This window comes from Wenyingzhuangia sp. IMCC45467, assembly GCF_054111205.1.
Window position 1 is genome coordinate 781,014 of the sequence record NZ_CM134196.1, and the last position, 18,653, is coordinate 799,666.

General features: G+C 30.3%; 15 protein-coding genes. 11 read left to right on the forward strand and 4 right to left on the reverse strand.

The annotated features are described in order from the left end of the window. Window positions 1-54 precede the first annotated feature (54 nt). The 6 genes from lpdA (at window position 55) to ACXGQT_RS03510 (ending at window position 8,950) form a co-directional block, all read left to right on the forward strand. On the forward strand, window positions 55-1,443 hold the full coding sequence (gene lpdA / locus ACXGQT_RS03485; protein WP_457830015.1) for a dihydrolipoyl dehydrogenase: 1,389 nt from the start codon (window positions 55-57) through the stop codon (window positions 1,441-1,443). 170 nt (window positions 1,444-1,613) lie between these two features. Beyond that, window positions 1,614-4,082: a hypothetical protein gene (locus ACXGQT_RS03490; protein WP_457830016.1), complete on the forward strand. Its 2,469-nt coding sequence runs from the start codon at window positions 1,614-1,616 to the stop codon at window positions 4,080-4,082. Between the two features lie 70 nt (window positions 4,083-4,152). Next, window positions 4,153-6,648 carry a hypothetical protein gene (locus ACXGQT_RS03495; protein WP_457830017.1) on the forward strand — a complete coding sequence of 832 codons (2,496 nt, stop codon included), beginning with the start codon at window positions 4,153-4,155 and terminating at the stop codon, window positions 6,646-6,648. Between the two features lie 83 nt (window positions 6,649-6,731). After that, on the forward strand, window positions 6,732-7,160 hold the full coding sequence (locus tag ACXGQT_RS03500; RefSeq protein WP_457830018.1) for an FKBP-type peptidyl-prolyl cis-trans isomerase: 429 nt from the start codon (window positions 6,732-6,734) through the stop codon (window positions 7,158-7,160). Window positions 7,161-7,301: 141 nt separating this feature from the next. Further along, window positions 7,302-8,186: a cation diffusion facilitator family transporter gene (locus ACXGQT_RS03505; RefSeq protein ID WP_457830019.1), complete on the forward strand. Its 885-nt coding sequence runs from the start codon at window positions 7,302-7,304 to the stop codon at window positions 8,184-8,186. Beyond that, entirely contained in the window at window positions 8,183-8,950 is a 768-nt protein-coding gene (locus ACXGQT_RS03510) for a copper resistance protein NlpE N-terminal domain-containing protein (protein WP_457830020.1), read from the forward strand. Before ACXGQT_RS03505 ends, ACXGQT_RS03510 begins: the two co-directional genes overlap by 4 nt. A gap of 4 nt (window positions 8,951-8,954) precedes the next feature. Here the strand turns inward: ACXGQT_RS03510 and ACXGQT_RS03515 are convergent, their stop codons facing one another. Genes ACXGQT_RS03515 through ACXGQT_RS03525 form a run of 3 tightly spaced genes read right to left on the reverse strand, consistent with a single transcriptional unit; the run spans window position 8,955 to window position 12,263 of the window. After that, window positions 8,955-9,371 carry a Fur family transcriptional regulator gene (locus tag ACXGQT_RS03515; RefSeq protein ID WP_457830021.1) on the reverse strand — a complete coding sequence of 139 codons (417 nt, stop codon included), beginning with the start codon at window positions 9,369-9,371 and terminating at the stop codon, window positions 8,955-8,957. Window positions 9,372-9,379: 8 nt separating this feature from the next. Further along, window positions 9,380-11,722 (reverse strand): TonB-dependent receptor, encoded by a 2,343-nt coding sequence (locus tag ACXGQT_RS03520; RefSeq protein ID WP_457830022.1) that lies wholly within the window; start codon window positions 11,720-11,722, stop codon window positions 9,380-9,382. Beyond that, window positions 11,709-12,263 carry a type 1 periplasmic binding fold superfamily protein gene (locus ACXGQT_RS03525; protein ID WP_457830023.1) on the reverse strand — a complete coding sequence of 185 codons (555 nt, stop codon included), beginning with the start codon at window positions 12,261-12,263 and terminating at the stop codon, window positions 11,709-11,711. Before ACXGQT_RS03525 ends, ACXGQT_RS03520 begins: the two co-directional genes overlap by 14 nt. A gap of 138 nt (window positions 12,264-12,401) precedes the next feature. Between ACXGQT_RS03525 and ACXGQT_RS03530 the strand changes: the two genes are divergently transcribed. Further along, window positions 12,402-13,526 (forward strand): lactonase family protein, encoded by a 1,125-nt coding sequence (locus tag ACXGQT_RS03530; RefSeq protein WP_457830024.1) that lies wholly within the window; start codon window positions 12,402-12,404, stop codon window positions 13,524-13,526. A 38-nt stretch (window positions 13,527-13,564) separates the two neighbouring features. Here the strand turns inward: ACXGQT_RS03530 and ACXGQT_RS03535 are convergent, their stop codons facing one another. Beyond that, window positions 13,565-14,482 (reverse strand): patatin-like phospholipase family protein, encoded by a 918-nt coding sequence (locus tag ACXGQT_RS03535; protein ID WP_457830025.1) that lies wholly within the window; start codon window positions 14,480-14,482, stop codon window positions 13,565-13,567. A 201-nt stretch (window positions 14,483-14,683) separates the two neighbouring features. Here ACXGQT_RS03535 and pepT point away from each other — a divergent pair, with 201 nt between their 5' ends. The 4 genes from pepT to ACXGQT_RS03555 all read left to right on the forward strand — a co-directional run bounded on the left by pepT (window position 14,684) and on the right by ACXGQT_RS03555 (window position 18,436). Beyond that, the gene (gene pepT, locus ACXGQT_RS03540; protein ID WP_457830026.1) at window positions 14,684-15,916 is read left to right on the forward strand and encodes a peptidase T; all 1,233 of its coding nucleotides are present in this window, start codon (window positions 14,684-14,686) and stop codon (window positions 15,914-15,916) included. A gap of 204 nt (window positions 15,917-16,120) precedes the next feature. Further along, complete coding sequence (gene lysA, locus ACXGQT_RS03545) at window positions 16,121-17,329, forward strand: diaminopimelate decarboxylase (protein WP_457830027.1); 1,209 nt, start codon at window positions 16,121-16,123, stop codon at window positions 17,327-17,329. A 78-nt stretch (window positions 17,330-17,407) separates the two neighbouring features. Next, window positions 17,408-17,929, forward strand: coding sequence for a Crp/Fnr family transcriptional regulator (locus ACXGQT_RS03550; protein WP_457830028.1), 522 nt, complete (start codon window positions 17,408-17,410; stop codon window positions 17,927-17,929). 81 nt (window positions 17,930-18,010) lie between these two features. Continuing rightward, window positions 18,011-18,436, forward strand: coding sequence for a DoxX family protein (locus ACXGQT_RS03555; protein WP_457830029.1), 426 nt, complete (start codon window positions 18,011-18,013; stop codon window positions 18,434-18,436). Window positions 18,437-18,653 lie beyond the last annotated feature (217 nt).

The window sequence follows — 18,653 nt, forward strand, 5'->3', positions numbered from 1 at the left end:
TTATTACATTTGCATACATTATAAAATTCAATCACTAGATTAAAAAATATACACATGAAATACGACGTTATTGTTATTGGAAGTGGACCTGGAGGATATGTTACCGCTATTAGAGCTTCACAGTTAGGTTTTAAAACCGCTGTTATAGAAAAAGAATCTTTAGGAGGTATCTGTTTAAACTGGGGATGTATTCCAACCAAAGCTTTATTAAAGAGTGCTCAAGTATATGATTACTTAAAACATGTTGATGACTACGGTTTAAAAGCTGAAGCGATTGATAAAGATTTTGAAGCAGTAATCAAACGTTCTCGTGGTGTGGCTCAAGGAATGAGTAAAGGAATTGAGTTCTTAATGAAAAAGAACAAAATTGATGTGATTTTAGGAACAGGTAAAGTTAAACCTGGTAAAAAAGTAGATGTTACTGATGCTGATGGTAAAGTAACAGAATACGATGCAGATCATATTATTATTGCAACAGGTGCTCGTTCTAGAGAATTACCAAACTTGCCTCAAGATGGTAAAAAAGTAATAGGATACCGCCAAGCAATGAGCTTACCAGAACAACCAAAGAAAATGATTGTGGTAGGATCTGGTGCTATTGGTGTTGAGTTTGCTCACTTTTACAACTCTATGGGTACTGAAGTTACTATTGTTGAGTTTATGCCAAATGTAGTTCCTGTAGAAGATGAAGACGTTTCTAAAGCTTTTGGAAATGCTTTAAAGAAATCTGGAATTAAAGTAATGTTAAACTCTGCTGTAGAATCTGTAGATACTTCTGGTGAAGGAGTTGTTGCTACTGTTAAAACTGCTAAAGGAGAAGAAAAATTAGAAGCAGACATATTATTATCTGCTGTTGGAATTAAAACAAACATTGAAAACATTGGATTAGAAGATGTTGGAATTGTTGTAGATAGAGATAAAATTATTGTAAACGATTTTTACCAAACAAACATTCCTGGTTATTACGCTATTGGTGATGTGGTTCCTGGTCAAGCTTTAGCTCACGTAGCTTCTGCAGAAGGAATTACTTGTGTAGAAAAAATTGCAGGTTTACATACAGAACCTATTGATTACGGAAACATTCCTGGATGTACGTATGCATCACCAGAAATTGCTTCTGTTGGATTGACAGAAAAAGCAGCTAAAGAAGCTGGTTATGAGTTAAAAATTGGGAAATTCCCATTCTCTGCTTCTGGTAAAGCATCTGCTGCCGGAAACAAAGAAGGATTTGTAAAAGTAATTTTTGATGCTAAATACGGTGAATGGTTAGGATGTCACATGATTGGTGCTGGAGTTACCGATATGATTGCTGAAGCTGTTTTAGGTCGTAAATTAGAAACTACTGGTCACGAAGTATTAAAAACAGTTCACCCTCACCCTACCATGTCTGAGGCTGTAATGGAAGCGGTTGCTGCTGCTTATGATGAAGTAATTCACTTATAAAAAGTACAAACCAACAAACATAAAAAAAGGAGAAAGTTAAAACTTTCTCCTTTTTTTATTCACAAACCTGAGTTATTCCTCAAAAAAGGTAAAAAATAAAAAAAACACAAGTGTATATTAAACATTTTCATATAATTTGAGTCAAAAAAGAAAGCTAGACTTAAAAAACTATGAAAAAAATATTTCTAATTACAACACTTATCTTTTCTGTCCTATCATTTACTATATATATCCAAACTAATTTTTCTGAAATTATTCAACATAAATTAGAAGATTATAATCAAAATAAAACACCTGAAAAAGTTTATATACATACGGACAAACCTTTTTATGCACTAGATGATGATATATGGTTTACCGCCTATTTAGTAAATGGAATCACACATCAAAAAACAGAAAAAAGCAAAATTTTACATGTAGAACTTATTAACCCTAAGGATAGCATTGTTGCCCATAGAAAATTGTATGTAAATGAGATTAGTGTGGCAGGTGATATTAAAATAGAAAGTTATTGGCAACCTGGTCAATACCTATTACGTGGATACACACAGTATATGAGAAATCAGGATGAAGGTTATTTTTTTCAAAAAGAAATACCTATTTATAACATACAAAAAGACAGTATTGCTAAAAAAAATATTTTAGTAAACTCTAAACAAACAAACAACCTCAAAACTTTAACAAAACCAGAATTATCTTTTTATCCAGAGGGTGGTTATATAATTAATAATTTACCAAATAGAATTGCTTTTAAAGTAAATAATAATTTAGATTTTAAGGGTATTTTAAAAAATGAAAATGGTACCGAAATTACTGAAATTAAAACAATTGATTTTGGACTTGGAAATTTTGTCCTAAACCCTAAACCTAATAACAATTATTACATTAGCACTTTTATTAACGGAAAAGAAGAAAAATATAAACTACCTAAACCTCTAAATTCTGGACATACCTTAAATGTTACAAATACAGGAAACACTATTATTATAAGTGCAAAAAGCACCTTAACAAATGGATTACAAAACACCTATTTAGTAGCTCACGAAAGAGGAAAAATGCTTTTTAAAAATTTTGAAAGCACTAACAAAAGTTCATACATTGTTAAAATACCTACGCAATCTTTAGTTAATGGAATTGTAAACATTACCTTATTTAATAATGATGGACATCCAGTAGCAGAGAGAACTGTTTTTATAGACAACCAAAAAAACAATTTAAAATTAAACATAAACACCAGTAAAGAAACTTATACTTCAAGAAAAAAAGTGTCTGTAAAAATTGATGTTATTAACAAAGATAGTCTTAAACAAACTAGTACCTTATCTATGGCTGTAAGAGATTTAAAAGCCTATCCCTACAACAGCCGTTCTCCAAATATAAAAACCTATTTATTATTAAACTCAGACCTAAGAGGAAGATTAGAAAATCCTAATTACTTTTTTGAAAAAGAAAATGATGCTAAGAGAAGATATTTATTAGACCTAATAATGATGACCAACGGATGGAAACGTTTTACTTGGCAAGAATTATTAACCTCTAAAGATTCTATTCAAAAATTTCAACCCGAAAAAGGTATTTTTATTTCAGGCACTGTCAAAAAGTTAAAAAAGCCCTATACTCCACATAAAGCACCTTTAAGACTTACTTTTTTAGGAGGATTTTTTACACAAGAACCTCTTAAAATGTCTGATTCTATTGGACATTTTGTTTTTGGTCCGTATGGATTTATGGATACTATTCCCATGCTTTTAGAGTCTAGACTAGACAATTTTTACAATAAAGATCCTAAATCTAGAAATGTTGCTATTTTATTAGACAAACCTATACAAAGCCCAAAAATAAGTAGAAAAAATGTACAAGCTAACGACACTAATGATAAACAACAAGAAAATTTTGTTAAAGTAACACAATACATCCAACAAATTAAATTTGAACATAACCAACAAGTTCAAAAATTAAAAGCTGTTGAATTAAAAGCAAAACGAAAAACTGAAGAAGACAGACGAAAAACCGAAATGAACGAAAGAACAACTTATGGGTCTGTTGGCTTAGGAGGAAGTAAAAGATTAGATGTTACCAAGTTAAAAGGCATTGGTTCTTTATCTGCTTATCAACTTCTTATGCAACTTGGAGGAGTTTATACATCTCAGGGAAATATTTTTTTAATGAGAACTCAATCTCAACCCAAAATTTTATTAGACGGAATGGAAATTGATGCTGGGTTTTTAAAATCTATCAACGGATTTGAAATTTCGTTTATAGATTTATTAGTAGGTGGTGATGCTAACTTAGTTACAAATGGTGGTGGTAACGGTGTTATTGTTTTATATTCAAAATCTGGAAACGAAGGAAAGAACGGTGTAAAAAGACAGCCTGGTATTATAGATTTTGATGCTATAGGATTTTACACTGCCAGAGAATTCTTTGCTCCTGACCACATAAATGGATTTGAGGAAATAAATAATTACGACATAAGAACTACTTTACATTGGCACCCCATTATTAACACATCCAATAATAAAACAACAGAGATATCTTTTTTTACCAGTGATTTAAAAACCGATTACCTCATAGAAATAGAAGGAATAACAGCTACCGGACAACCTATACATGCCATTAAAACGTTTAATGTGGAGTAACTATATAAAAAACACAACAATTTAAAGTATATTCGTTTCGCTAATAAAAAAGAACAACATTTAAAAAACTATGAAAAAATCACTTTTACTAATATGCATTTCCTTAATTGCATTTTCTTTCACAATATATAACAATACAGATTTTTTAAAACTTCTTGAAGAAAAACTAAACAACTACACGACCAAACAAGCTCCCGAAAAAGTTTATGTACAAACTGACAAACCCATGTATGCTTTAAATGAAGATATTTGGTTTTCTGCTTATTTAGTAAATGGAGTTACCCATCAAAAAAGTACTAAAAGTAAAGTAGTATATGTAGAACTTATCAACCCAAAAGATAGTATTGTTGCCAAAAAAACTTTGTATATAGAAGACATTAGTGTAGCTGGTGACATTAAGATTAATGAAGAATGGAAACCTGGGAAATATATTTTACGTGGCTACACAAACTTTATGAGAAATGATTCTATAAATAACTTTTTTCAAAAAGAAATTCCTATTTACGATGTTTTAAACGAAGATAAGAATGTCAATAATGAAATAAGTAATCAAACCACACAAACAACTAATAAATCAGAAACCTCAACTAGCTCAGCACCTATTCCTGAATTGTCTTTTTATCCTGAAGGAGGGTATTTAATTAATGGAATTCAATCTAAAGTAGCTTTTAAAATTAAAGACCAAAAATACAGTGAGATTAATTTTACAGGAACTTTAACCGACCAAAATGGAACTATAATTTCTGAAGTTAAAACTTTAAAGTTTGGTTTAGGAACTTTTTCTATATTACCAGAAGCTGGAAAAAAATATCATGTAAATGCCAATATTAATGGTAAAAAAGTAAACTATTCATTACCTAAACCACTGCCTAAAGGATCTGTAATTAGCACTACAAATACAGGTAAAAGCATTCTAATCAACCTAACTAGTAATAAAGAAAATGGTTTGCAAAACAATTATTTAATTGCACACCAAAGAGGTGAACTTTTGTTTAAAAAATATTTAGAAGTAAATACCAAAACGTTTGCAACTCAAATTCCAACCACATCTTTAAATGATGGTGTTGTTAACATTACTTTGTTTGATCAAGAAGGACATCCTATGGCAGAAAGAGTAGTATTTGTAAACAATCCTCTTAATAATTTAAAAACAACCATTAAGAGTGACAAGGAAACTTATAAAGTTAGAGAAAAAGTAACGCTAGATTTAGGAGTAAAAAACACCAAAGGACTAAACCAAACTAGTTTTTTATCTATGGCTGTTAGAGATTTAAAAGCTTTTCCATACAATACTAGATCTAATAATATTAAAACATACCTTTTATTAAATTCTGATTTAAGAGGCCAAGTTGAAGAGCCTGGTTATTTCTTTGAAAAAGAAAATGATGCCAGAAGAAGATATATGTTAGACTTAGTGATGATGGCCAATGGCTGGAAACGTTTTACATGGCAAGAATTACTTTATGGAAAAGAAAAAGAACTACAATACCATGCAGAAGAAGGATTATATATTTCTGGAGTTACTAATAGATTAAAAAGACCTTATGGACCTGCTCAAACAGATATTAGACTTACCTTTTTTGATAAAGTCTTAGCACAAACTCCCGTAGAAAAAACAGATAGCTTAGGAAGATTTCAATTTGGTCCTTATGTTTACCCAAATTCAATGTCCGTTTTTTTGGAGGCTCGTTTGGGTAATTTTGAAAGTAAAAATGCCAAAGACCGAGAAGTAATGATTATGATTGATAGTGAACAAGAAAGTCCTACTATAAAGCACACAAACACCATTTCGACCTCTGATAAAGAAAAACAAGAAGCTAATTTTATTAAAGTAACAAAATATGTTGAGCAAATAAAATTTGAATACAATCAAAAGATAGAGCAATTACAAGCAGTAGAATTAGATGCCAAAAGAGAATCTGAAGCGCAGAAGAGAAAAAAAGAAATGAACAGACGTGCAGAATATGGAGATCCTTTTGACCCTAGAGCTAGAATTGATGTAACAAGACTAGATTACGTTCCTACCTCTATGTGGGAATTATTAAGTTTAAATCCTAGATTAATCGATAATGGTAATGAATTCGTAACGCAAAGAGACAATGCACCCCTTGCTGTATTTTTAGATGGAATGCCTATTGATTTTGCCGTTTTAGCAACAATTAATCCAAATCAAATATCTTTTTATGATCTTTTAATTGAAAACAGTCAAGCTAGACTTTTTTACAATAAAGCTAATATGATTGTCATGTATACAAAATCTGGAAAGGGTTTACCTGGAAATAAAGCTGCTGAAAGAAAACCTGGTATTGTTGATTATAATGCACCTGGTTTTTACATTGCCCGACAATTTGCTGGACCCGACCATTTAAACGGTTTTGATGAATTAAACCCTAACGATTTAAGAACCACTTTACATTGGGTGCCTAGAATTATTACAACACAAAATCACGGAGTAAGAGTTTCATTTTTTACAAGTGATATCAGAAGCGACTATATTATAGAAGTAGAAGGAATTTCTGCTAGTGGACAACCTATTCACGCTATTAAAACTTTTAATGTAGAATAATTCATTATAATTAATAAGCAAATCATTTAGTCATCCATATAGAAAACCATAACTTTACTTCCTCAAATTTAAAACTTAGAGATATGTCTCAAGCAAAACAAGGAAGTACTGTACAAGTACATTACACAGGAAAATTAACAAACGAGCAAGTATTTGATAGTTCTAGAGAAAGAGAACCTTTAGAGTTTACTATTGGAGCTGGACAAATGATTCCAGGTTTTGATACTGCTGTAGATGGAATGACAATTGGAGATAACAAACAAGTTACAATTCCTGCTGAAGAAGCTTACGGTGCTAGAAATGAAGAAGCAGTTTTTAAATTACCTAAAACTCAGTTACCTGAAGATTTAGAACCTCAAGTAGGAATGCAATTACAAGCCAGCCGAGAAGATGGACAAACTCAAGCTTTGTTAATTGTTGGTATTGAAGAAACCGAAGTTGTATTAGATGCTAACCACCCATTAGCTGGTGAAGATTTAATTTTTGATATTGAATTGGTTGCTGTAAACTAATTACAATCAACATTTAAAACATACAAAACACCTTTTATATTTATAAAAGGTGTTTTTTTATTTATCAATTACAATACTTATAAAACAGTATATTATTATATTTATACAGCTTAAAAACAACACAATTCTTGTATTCTCATTATGAGTAACCAACAAAAAGCAATTAAAACCATATATTTCAGTTTATTAGGAAATATTCTTTTAGCAATTATAAAAGGAGCTACAGGAGTTATAGGAAATTCTTATGCTTTGGTTGCCGATGCCATTGAATCTACTTCAGACATTTTTTCATCACTACTGGTTTTAATCGGATTAAAATACGCTAAAAAACCTGCTGATGATAATCATCCATACGGACATGGTAAAATAGAACCTCTAATGACCTTTATTGTAGTGGTATTTTTAGTAGCTTCGGCTATTATTATTTCTTACAAAAGTGTTATAAACATACAAACACCCCATAAAACTCCCAAAACATGGACTTTATATATTTTAGGGCTTATTATATTATGGAAAGAAATTTCTTATAGAATTGTAATTCGTAACAGCCACAAAACCAACAGTTCTTCTTTAAAAGCAGATGCTTGGCACCATAGAAGTGATGCCTTAACTTCGGTAGCGGCCTTTATTGGTATATTAATTGCTGTAACTTTAGGAGACGGATACGAAAGTGCAGATGATTGGGCTGCGTTAATAGCATCAGCAATAATTATATACAATGCATATCATATTTTTAGACCTGCTTTAGGAGAGATTATGGACGAACATAGATATGATGATTTAATTGAAGATATTAGACAAGTTGCTGCTACTGTTCCTGGAGTTATGGGCACTGAAAAATGTTTTATAAGAAAAGCAGGAATGCATCATCATGTAGATTTACACGCTAGAGTAGACGGACAAATAACAGTAACAAAAGGTCACGAAATATCACATTTATTAAAAGATACATTACAAAATAAAATACCAAATTTGGGTCATATATTAATTCATATAGAGCCATCTTATCAAAATACATCATTATGAAAGCAATCATATTAACCATAGCCACATTAAGTATAATAAGTACAGGATGCAAAACTTCTGAAAAACATAATTTACATCATTTTGATGCTGCTTATCTTGATGAACATAGTAGTAAAAATTCTTTAGATTGGGAAGGAACTTACACAGGAACTATTCCTTGTGCAGATTGCCGTGGAATTGATACTAAAATTAGTATCAACAAAGATTTAACATATACCAAACAAGTTAAGTACCTTGGTAAACATGAAGATTATATTACCACAAAAGGAAATTTTGTTTGGGATGAAATTGGTAGTAATATAATTATTGATGATGTTTCTTATATGGTTGGAGAAAATACTTTAATTCAACTAAATCAACAAAAAGAGAATATAAAGGGAGCCTTAGCTACGCAATATGTGTTAGGTAAAACAGCTACAGATACCCTACTAACCAACCTTAAATGGGAGTTGTTTGAGTTACGAGGACAAGAAATTGAAAGAGAAAACAAGAACATTCCATTTTTTACTCTAGACATTTCTAACAACAGTATTGCAGGTAGTTCTGGATGTAATAATTTTCATGGTAATTTTGAACTAAAAACAGGAAACAAAGTTAGTTTTTCCAAAATTGTAGCTACACAAAAGCTTTGTTTTAATGCTCCGTATGAAGGCCCTTTATTAAACGCTCTTGAAACAATAGATAATTATACTATTAAAAACGACACCCTTACTTTAAACAAAGCAAGAATGGCTTCTTTGGCAAAATTTGTAGCGGTAAAATAATAATTTAATTACATTTTTCACAAACACCACTAACTTCAATTTCCACTTGTTTAATCACAACATTAGGTATTTGAACTTGAATAGGATTTGTAACATCAACACAAGAAACCTCTAAACATTCTATACATTTAAAATGTACATGTTTGTGGTTATGACATTCCGATGTGCAATATTCTTTACACATCGCATAATACACTTCATCTGTACTTACAGAGGCTTTATGTATAATTCCACTATCTAACATTGCATTTAAAGTTCTATACAGTGTTACTCTATCAAAATGTTTAAGCATTTTTTGTATCTCACTATAAGGAATGGCTGAATTATAATTTGCTATAACTCTAAGCAACTCCAATCTTTTAGGAGTTGCTTTTAAATTTCTGTCTCTTAATAAATTTGTAAACTGTGTTTCTTTATCCATATTAAACTTTAAAATGAAACTCTAAAACCAACTGTTATACTTCTTCCTGTATCATCAGCAAAATATCGCAATCTATTTAAATAATCTCTATAAGCTACATTTAATAAATTATTAGCTTTTGCATAAAAATACAATTTGGTTTTATTAAAATATTTTTCAGTACTAAATTTTACTCCAATCAACTGATAAGCATTAGGAGCTACTGCATAATCTTGGTTATTTAGCAAGTGATTTTGTTTCCATACATAATGATGTTCTAATCCAACAGTAGTGTTTTTAAATGTAGTAGTTGGTATTTGATAATCTAAAGTAATTAAAGAATTATTAGCTGCCATATTGATTAATGGAATATTTTCGGACAAATTATCTCCTTGTAAAAAACTATACTTAGCTCCCATTTTCAAGGCATCAGAAAAGGCATAACTAGTTCCTAAATCTAATCCTATAATTTGTGCATTGGTTTGCTCATATGCAAATACAGGAAAAGCTCCTCTAATGGTTAATCTAACTTCGTTCTGAGGATTTAAATAAATATAATCTTTTATATATTGATGATAAATTAATGTTTCAAAAAACCATTTTTGAGCTATATTTCCTTCTAAACTAAGTGTTGTTTTTATTGCATTTTCCCTCGTTAAATTAACATTCCCCTCTTCTATTCCACTTACACCTTGATGTAATCCATTACTATACAATTCGTTTATGGCTGGATTTCTTGATGCCAAACCTATATTAAAAGCCCAATGAAACTGCTTTAATGTTCTGTACCTAACTCCTGCAGATACATTTATGTTTTGGAATTTATTGTTGTAATTAATAATAGTTCTTGGTACTGTTTTAGAAATTGCGGCCACATTTTGATAGGTAAAATTATACCTTGCTCCTACTTCATACATCCATCTATCAATTCTTTTATTTAACAATGTAAAAACACCTATTTGATGTGATAAATAATCTGGAATTAATGGTAAAATTCCAGTTTCAGAATCATTGGTATTGTCTGCAAAAGTGTATTGAATTCCTTTTTTAAAAGTAATATTATCTCCTATTTTATTTTGATGCTTGGCTTCTACAAAATGAGTCATTTGTGTTAAACTCAAAGCAGGAATATTAGAACGCCCTCCTCTACGAACATCAAACTCTTTTCTAATATTTAATTGACCTGCATAAGTAAACGTATAAAACTCTTCATTATTAATAGTATATGTGTTTAATAACTTTAACAAATGGTGGTGTACCTCTTGTTTAGGAGCTTCTATAGTATATGAAAAAGAGTCTTCTGTAAAAAAAGGAATTTCTCTATAAAAAGCTTCTAAAGAATAGCTTACATTGCCTGTATTAGGATCTATTTCTTCTTTTAATGCTGAATTATGAGAGCCTCTTAAAACTCCTAGTTCTGTATTAAAAGTACTTGCATACAATTTACTTTCCCATTTGTCAGAAAATTGTTTTCTAAGTTGTAATGCCAAATTGGCTTCTTTGTTTCCTGTATTATTTAAATAATAATCTGCTGTTTTTCTATCGCCATATTTTTTAACTGTTCCGTTTATTTTCCATGCAAGACTTTTACTTCCTTTTTCTAAGGAAATATTTAAACCACTCCCTAAACCATTAGTCTCTACAAAATAATTGGTTGCTCCATGCAAATGAGGATCTGTACTAATTTCTTTTGGAGTAACCAATACTATACTCCCCAGAGTACTTCCTTGATATTCTAATGCTCCTACTCCTTTAATTACTTTGATGTTACCAGCTACTAAAGGATCTATTTCTGGACTATGATCATTTCCCCACTGTTGTCCGCTTTGTACTATTCCATTATTTAAAATTGTTACTCTATTTCCATACATTCCATGTACCACAGGTTTTGCAATTCCACTACCATTTTTTAAAGTACTAACTCCTGTTAAAGTCTCTAAAATATTTGATAGGTTTTCGTTTGCGTTATTCTGAATGTTTTTTACAGAAATATTTTGCGCTGTTTGAGTGGTGTTTTCTGCTTTATGACCTAATAAATGTACCCCATCTAACATTTGTACATAATGATTCATCACAACACGAATTTTCGTATTGTGATGAATATCTATAAGCATTTGGTTGTTTTCACAACCAATATGAGTAATATCTAAATGATAATTTCCTTTACAAATATTGTTAATTTCAAAAGTTCCATCAACACCACTAATTACCCCTTTATTTACACCTTCTAAATATAGACTAGCGTTGGCAATAGGTTTATCTGTTGTACTATCTATGACAATTCCTGATAAAGTAAAATCACATTTTTGGGCTTTTGTATTGACACTAAAAAACAATAATGCAATGCAAAATTTAAGTTTAATCTTGAACATCTACATTAAAAGTTACTTCTATATCTGTTTCTCCTCCAGCATTGGCAATTTCACCATTTTTAACACCTTCTGCAGATTTATTTGGTTCATGTCTTAAAACAATTGTTAAATTTCCTCCTGCAAAGGTAGCACTTGTTACTATAGAAGTTTCTAGACCAACTGGGTTATTATTCTCATCTGTATCAGTATAATTAATAGTTAAACCTTCTGGAACAGTAAAAAAGAATTGATGATCTACACCTTCTTTTTTAACCTCTAGAGTAATATCTTCTGCTGGATCTTCGGTTTCATTTAATAAAGTTAAAGCTCCTGTGTACTCTGTATCTTTAGTTAAAACTCCTTCGGTAACATCTATGCTTGTTCCGTTACCATTAATGTCTTTATAAATAAAAACAACATCATCTCCTCCAAGAACAGGGCTTAATGTATATTTTAGAGTAGTAATAACTTCTTCTTCATTAGGAATAATTGGATCATCTTTTTTACATGATGTTAGTAATAAACCTACCAACATTACCATCATTAATTTTTTTAATTTCATTGTATCTGTTTTATATTTCTTGGGCAAATATAAAACAACTTTTATCAAACGCAACACTGTTGCGTTTGATTTTTTTTAAATAGTTTTAAAACCCATAAAATAAAAACTTACGTATCTTTAAAATCTTAAAATAATCAAATGAAAATATCACAATTAATACTTTTATTTACAGCAATCACATTTTTTGGATGTAAAAACATTAAGACCAGCACAAAACAATCAGAAATAACAAAATTTTATGTTGGTACATATACAAACAAAACTGCTGATTCTCATAGCCAAGGGATTTATCAATACCAATTAAATAAAAATGGAAAAATAGACTCTTTGTCTTTGGTTGCTAAAACAGAAAATCCATCATATTTAACAAAATCATTTGATAGCAAATATATAATTGCAACCAATTCTCAACCAAATGGAACTATTACTAGTTTTTTAATTCAAGAAAATGGCTTAAAAGAATTAAGCTCAAGTAAGGCAAACAACAATCCATGCTATATTACCATTAACAAAGACAATTATATTTTAACTGCAAATTATGGTAGCGGAACAACTGTGTTACATCAGCTGGATCAAAACGGATTGTTATCAGAACCTCTAGATATTCAAAAAAATGAAATAACCATTCCTAGCAATCACACTAGACAAAATGCTCCACACACACATTCTTGCTATTTTGAACCAAATTCTAATAATATTATTACCATTGATTTAGGGGCAAACAAATTGATATTTGGTACAATTGATAGTGAATTTAACAAAATAGTTCCGAATGAATTTAGCGAACTGCAAATGCCTGCTAAAGCTGGTCCTAGAATTTTAACTTTTCATCCAACAAAACCTTGGATTTATGTGGTGAATGAATTAGATGCTACCGTTACTTTCATCAAAAAAAACATTGCCAACAATACCTATAAAAATGCGCAAACAATTGAAACTCTAGCTAAAGAGGATAAAGAAGGAAATACTGCCGCACATATAGAAATTTCTAATGATGGCAATTATGTTTACATAACCAATAGAGGTCACGATAGTATTGGAGTTTTAAAAGTATTAGAATCTGGAAAACTAGAACTAATTCAAACAATAAGTACTCACGGTAAACACCCTAGAAATTTTGCTTTAAGTCCTAATAATAAATTTTTATTGGTAGCTAACAGAGACACTAATAATATATGTTCTTTTAAAAGAAATTATAAAACAGGAAAATTAACTTTTATAAGTGATGTAAAAGCTCCAAAACCTGTTTGCATATTGTTTTAAAACATAAAAAACGAGATTCTAAAATAGAATCTCGTTTTTTATTTATCGGCAAATTTAATTTCATTCATTTCTGTATTTTGATGTTTATTCTTAGCATAAGCATAACCATCTTCCCACCACTCTGTCATTAGCTCTTTATCAAAAATTAAAGAATTAGAAGTTAAAATAGTAGGAGTATAATATAAATTTAACTGAACATTATTATAATGTGATGCCAATTTACCAATAGAAACATTGTGTTTAGAAACTTGTTCTAAAGTAAAATCTATTACATCTGAAATTAATGCAAATGGATTTTTTGCATGCACATTGGCTACCAACTTCATTTCTGTATCTAATATAATCACATCTATTTCGGTTGCTCCTCTGTTTATTGCTTCTTTAATAGGCACCAAAGCTCCAAAACCACCATCAGCATATTGATAATTGTCTTTTTCGTACAAACTCATAAAAGGAACGTAATTGCACGAAGCCCAAATCCAATCACAAAATTGTTCTCTTTCACACTCTTTTACCGATTTGTACTCTACTTTCCCCAACGTTAAGTTAGATACGGCAACAACCAATTCTTTTCCTGTAGCACGAATTTCTTTAAAAAAATCTTCGGTAATAGTTTTGTGTAATAACTTTCTTAAATTTTTACTTTCTCCAAAAGTTTTTCGTTTTTTAATAAAATTCCAAAGTACTTTAAAGTGATTTATAGAAACTGTTTTAGCCCCTCTCCTCCCTTTTATTTTAAAAGGATTTACACTAAAAATAGTAGACTGATCTACATTGGTATACAATTCTTTTAGCATTTCTATTCTACCCAAAGCCAAATGAGAAATCATTAAACTCCCTGTAGAAGTACCCACTAAAATTTCGTACTCCTTTTTTTGTTCTTTCATTAAATACTGAGCTACCCCTCCAGCAAAAGCTCCTTTGCTACCTCCTCCAGAAATGACCAATGCTCGCATAAATTAATCTTATGTTGATGATTTTGATATTAAAAATAAATATACACATTTAAAGGCATAAAAATAATGATCAAATTAAAATGACTTTTAATTAAACAGATATAAATAGGCTAAACAATAAAACACAAAACGTTTTATTTTATTAAAACATTGTGGCAGTTATAAACACTTGGTTATTTTTGCCAAAAACTCCCAAATATTATGCAACACATTTTAGATAGATTTGTTCGCTACATTACGGTAGATACCCAATCTGACCCCAATAATCCTAATTTTCCTAGTACCGAGAAACAATGGACATTGGCACGTATGTTAGAACAAGAACTAAACAAAATTGGTTTATCTGAGGTAGTCTTAGATGAAAACTGCTATTTAACCGCTACCCTACCAAGTAATGTATCACATACAGTACCTACCATAGGTTTTGTAGCACATATTGATACCAGTCCTGATTTTAGTGGAAAAAATGTAAATCCACAAATTCATGAAAATTACGATGGAAAAAATATTGTTTTAAACGCAGAACAAAACATTATTTTAGATGCCAATTATTTTGATGATATACAACAATACAAAGGACAAACCATTATTACTACCGATGGTACTACGTTATTGGGAGCTGATGACAAAGCAGGTGTTACAGAAATAGTAACAGCTATGGAGTATTTGGTTAATCATCCTGAAATAAAACATGGAAAAATTAGAATCTGTTTTACGCCTGATGAAGAAGTAGGAAAAGGAGCTCATAAATTTGATGTAGAAGCTTTTGGTGCAGAATGGGCTTATACTATGGATGGTAGTCAAATTGGAGAATTGGAGTACGAAAACTTTAATGCTGCTCGTGCTGTAGTAACTATTCAAGGTAAAAACGTTCATCCAGGATATGCCAAAAATAAAATGGTGAATGCTATTTTGATGGCTCAACATTTTATTAACGGATTGCCTGCAAATGAAGTTCCTGAAAAAACAACAGGTTACGAAGGGTTTTATCACTTACACGATATTCTTGGTGATGTTGAAAAAACAACGTTAGAATATATTGTAAGAGATCATAGTTTAGAAAAGTTTAAAGAGCGTAAAGAAAATATGAAGTCTTTAGTATCTTCGCTGAATCAAAAGTTGGGAGAGGATATTTTTTCTATAGAAATAAAGGATCAATATTTTAACATGAAAGAAAAAATAGCTCCTGTAATGCATATTATTGATATTGCAGCAGCAGCTATGGAAAAAGAGAACATAAAACCTATATACAAAGCCATTCGTGGTGGTACAGATGGTTCTCAATTATCTTTTATGGGATTGCCTTGTCCAAATATTTTTGCTGGAGGTCATAATTTTCATGGTAAATATGAATATGTACCACTAGAATCAATAGAAAAAGCAACAAAAGTAATTATAAACATTGCTGAAATTACAGCAAATAAGTATAAGTAAGTTAAAGGTTTTAAAGCAAAATATTCATTTTTTTAAACGTTTACATTAAAAACATTTATGTTTTGCTAAAACGAACCTGTAATTTCATTTAAAATAAAAAGTTCTCGACTCCGCTCGAACACCTAGGTCATCGAGCAGAGTCGATGATGTAGTCACTAAAGTGACTTTTAATATTAATAGAAAGTAGATTTTAAAACAAGACTAATGGATAATCAATTTTTAATTTCATTAACAGAAAAGTACGGTGCCCCGTTATATGTATATAATGCCGATGTAATAGAACATCAGTACAATAGAATGATGAATGCATTTTCATCAGTAAAAAATGTAAAATTAAACTACGCAGTAAAATCTAACACCAATATTAATGTTCTTAAATTTTTAAAGAATTTAGGATCTGGGGGTGATTGTGTTTCTGTGCAAGAAATTAAATTATGTTTGGCTGCTGGTTTTGATGTAAAAGATATTTCTTACACCCCAAACGGAGTTTCTTTTAAAGAAATTAGCGAAGCAAAAGAATTAGGAGTTAAAATAACTTTAGATAATTTATCTAGCTTAGATAAATTTGGAAAAGCATTTCCTAATGCACCTGTTTCTTTACGTATCAACCCGCATATTATGGCTGGTGGAAACGCAAAAATATCTGTAGGTCACGTAGATTCTAAATTTGGAATTTCTCACACTCAAATAGAGGAAATAAAAAAAATAGTAACAGAAAATGGAACTCCTGTAAACGGAGTACACATGCATACTGGTTCTGATATTAAAGATCCTAGTGCCTTTGTAGAAGCTATGGAAGTTTTACTTGGTATTGCAAGACAGTTTGATACTATTGAATTTATAGATTTAGGTAGTGGATTTAAAGTGCCTTATAAAGATGGAGACCATGCAACCAACTTAGAAGAATTAGGACAAGTTTTAGGAACTAGTTTTAACGCTTTTTGTAAAGAATACGGAAAAGAATTAAAATTGATTTTTGAACCAGGAAAATTTTTGGTATCAGAATCTGGAAAGTTTTTAGCCAAAGTAAATGTCATCAAACAAACTCCTAACATTAATTTTGTTGGGGTAGATAGTGGTTTAAATCACTTAATGAGACCTATGATGTACGATGCTTATCACAGAGTACACAACATTTCTAATCCAAATGGTGAAAAGCAAACTTATAATGTAGTAGGTTATATTTGTGAAACAGATACTTTTGCAAGTAATAGAGAATTAGGAAAAGTAAGTGAAGGTGATATTATTTGTATGGACAATGCCGGAGCTTATTGTTTTTCTATGGCCTCTAACTACAACTCACGTTTTAGACCTGCTGAAGTTCTAGTCATTAAAGGCAAAGATTATTTAATTAGAGAAAGGGAAACTTTTGAAGATATTTTAAAAGGTCAAGTAATGATTGACTCTTTATAAAATCAAAACGCTAATCTTAAAATAAGGTTAGCGTTTTAGTTTTTATTATTTAGGTATATTGCACAAGAAATTTAAAACATGAAGGATATCCCGTCTGGCAAGCTAATAAAAATTTATAAAGGAGATATTGTTCTTAAACCAAATGAAATTTGTACCAAAGGGTATAGAGTAATATCTGGTTGCCTTAAAAGCTATATTATCAATAGTTCTTCAGGGAAAGAACACATCATTCAATTTGCTCCAGAAGATTGGTATATTTCAGATATGGAAAGTTACACCAATAACACAAAAAGCAATATTTATATTGAAGCAGTAGAAGATAGTATTGTGGAAGTCTTAAGCAAAGAAAGCCTACCTAATTTTGAAGACATGAATTCAAAAATGCTACTAGAAATCAGTATGAAATTAAGAAACAATCTTATAGCTACAAAAAGCAGATTAATTTCCTTGCTAACTAGTACTTCTGAAGAAAGGTATGCTGAGTTTATAAAAACCTATCCTCAATTAATTAAAAGATTACCTCAAAAACTAATTGCCTCTTATTTGGGAATGACTCCTGAACATTTAAGTTACATAAGAAAAAATATAGCAAAAAAATAAGTTTTTAATTTCTTAAGATATCTTATTTTTAATTCATCATTATAACATCAAATTTGTCATATAATATAAACCTTTTATTAAATGACAACTCAAAAAAACAACAAAGCAATAAATATTGGATTATGGATTGCTCAAGTATTATTAGCAGCAATGTTTATCATGGCTGGGCTAATGAAAGCCACACAACCTATTGAAGCACTATCAGAATCATTACCTTGGGTAACTTCTACTCCTCCTGCATTGGTGAAATTTATTGGTATTAGTGAATTATTAGGTGGTTTAGGATTGTTAATTCCTTCAATATTTCGCTTTAAACCATTTTTAACCATCTTAGCTGCTAGAGCCCTTGCATTAGTAATGTTTCTTGCCACTATTTTTCATATATCTAGAAGTGAATTTTCGGCTATAGGAATGAATTTAATAATAATGGCTATTGCTTTATTTATTGCATGGGGAAGAAATAAAAAAGCCCCTATTATTTATAAAAAATCTGATCCAAATTCTTAGTATAAAAATAATTTTCACAGGGGCATCTGCCCCTTTTTACTATTATTAAATAGCAATACATTTATTTTATAAAAAACACCTACTTATAATTGCAAAAGAATTTAAATAGATAATTTAATCCTTCATTAATCATACCCTACAAACAAGTTAAATTATTTGCTACATGAAATTAGTTTTGTGATGAAAATAATGCAGTTATTTTATAGTTTTTTGCCTT

Excerpts from the sequence above, each read along its gene's own strand:
- lpdA (WP_457830015.1), top strand. The coding sequence starts at position 55 with ATGAAATACGACGTTATTGTTATTGGAAGTGGACCTGGAGGATATGTT.
- ACXGQT_RS03555 (WP_457830029.1), top strand. The coding sequence starts at position 18,011 with ATGACAACTCAAAAAAACAACAAAGCAATAAATATTGGATTATGGATT.
- pepT (WP_457830026.1), top strand. The coding sequence starts at position 14,684 with ATGCAACACATTTTAGATAGATTTGTTCGCTACATTACGGTAGATACC.
- ACXGQT_RS03495 (WP_457830017.1), top strand. The coding sequence starts at position 4,153 with ATGAAAAAATCACTTTTACTAATATGCATTTCCTTAATTGCATTTTCT.
- ACXGQT_RS03505 (WP_457830019.1), top strand. The coding sequence starts at position 7,302 with ATGAGTAACCAACAAAAAGCAATTAAAACCATATATTTCAGTTTATTA.
- ACXGQT_RS03500 (WP_457830018.1), top strand. The coding sequence starts at position 6,732 with ATGTCTCAAGCAAAACAAGGAAGTACTGTACAAGTACATTACACAGGA.
- ACXGQT_RS03535 (WP_457830025.1), bottom strand. The coding sequence starts at position 14,482 with ATGCGAGCATTGGTCATTTCTGGAGGAGGTAGCAAAGGAGCTTTTGCT.
- ACXGQT_RS03515 (WP_457830021.1), bottom strand. The coding sequence starts at position 9,371 with ATGGATAAAGAAACACAGTTTACAAATTTATTAAGAGACAGAAATTTA.
- ACXGQT_RS03490 (WP_457830016.1), top strand. The coding sequence starts at position 1,614 with ATGAAAAAAATATTTCTAATTACAACACTTATCTTTTCTGTCCTATCA.
- ACXGQT_RS03550 (WP_457830028.1), top strand. The coding sequence starts at position 17,408 with ATGAAGGATATCCCGTCTGGCAAGCTAATAAAAATTTATAAAGGAGAT.
- lysA (WP_457830027.1), top strand. The coding sequence starts at position 16,121 with ATGGATAATCAATTTTTAATTTCATTAACAGAAAAGTACGGTGCCCCG.
- ACXGQT_RS03520 (WP_457830022.1), bottom strand. The coding sequence starts at position 11,722 with ATGTTCAAGATTAAACTTAAATTTTGCATTGCATTATTGTTTTTTAGT.
- ACXGQT_RS03525 (WP_457830023.1), bottom strand. The coding sequence starts at position 12,263 with ATGAAATTAAAAAAATTAATGATGGTAATGTTGGTAGGTTTATTACTA.
- ACXGQT_RS03530 (WP_457830024.1), top strand. The coding sequence starts at position 12,402 with ATGAAAATATCACAATTAATACTTTTATTTACAGCAATCACATTTTTT.
- ACXGQT_RS03510 (WP_457830020.1), top strand. The coding sequence starts at position 8,183 with ATGAAAGCAATCATATTAACCATAGCCACATTAAGTATAATAAGTACA.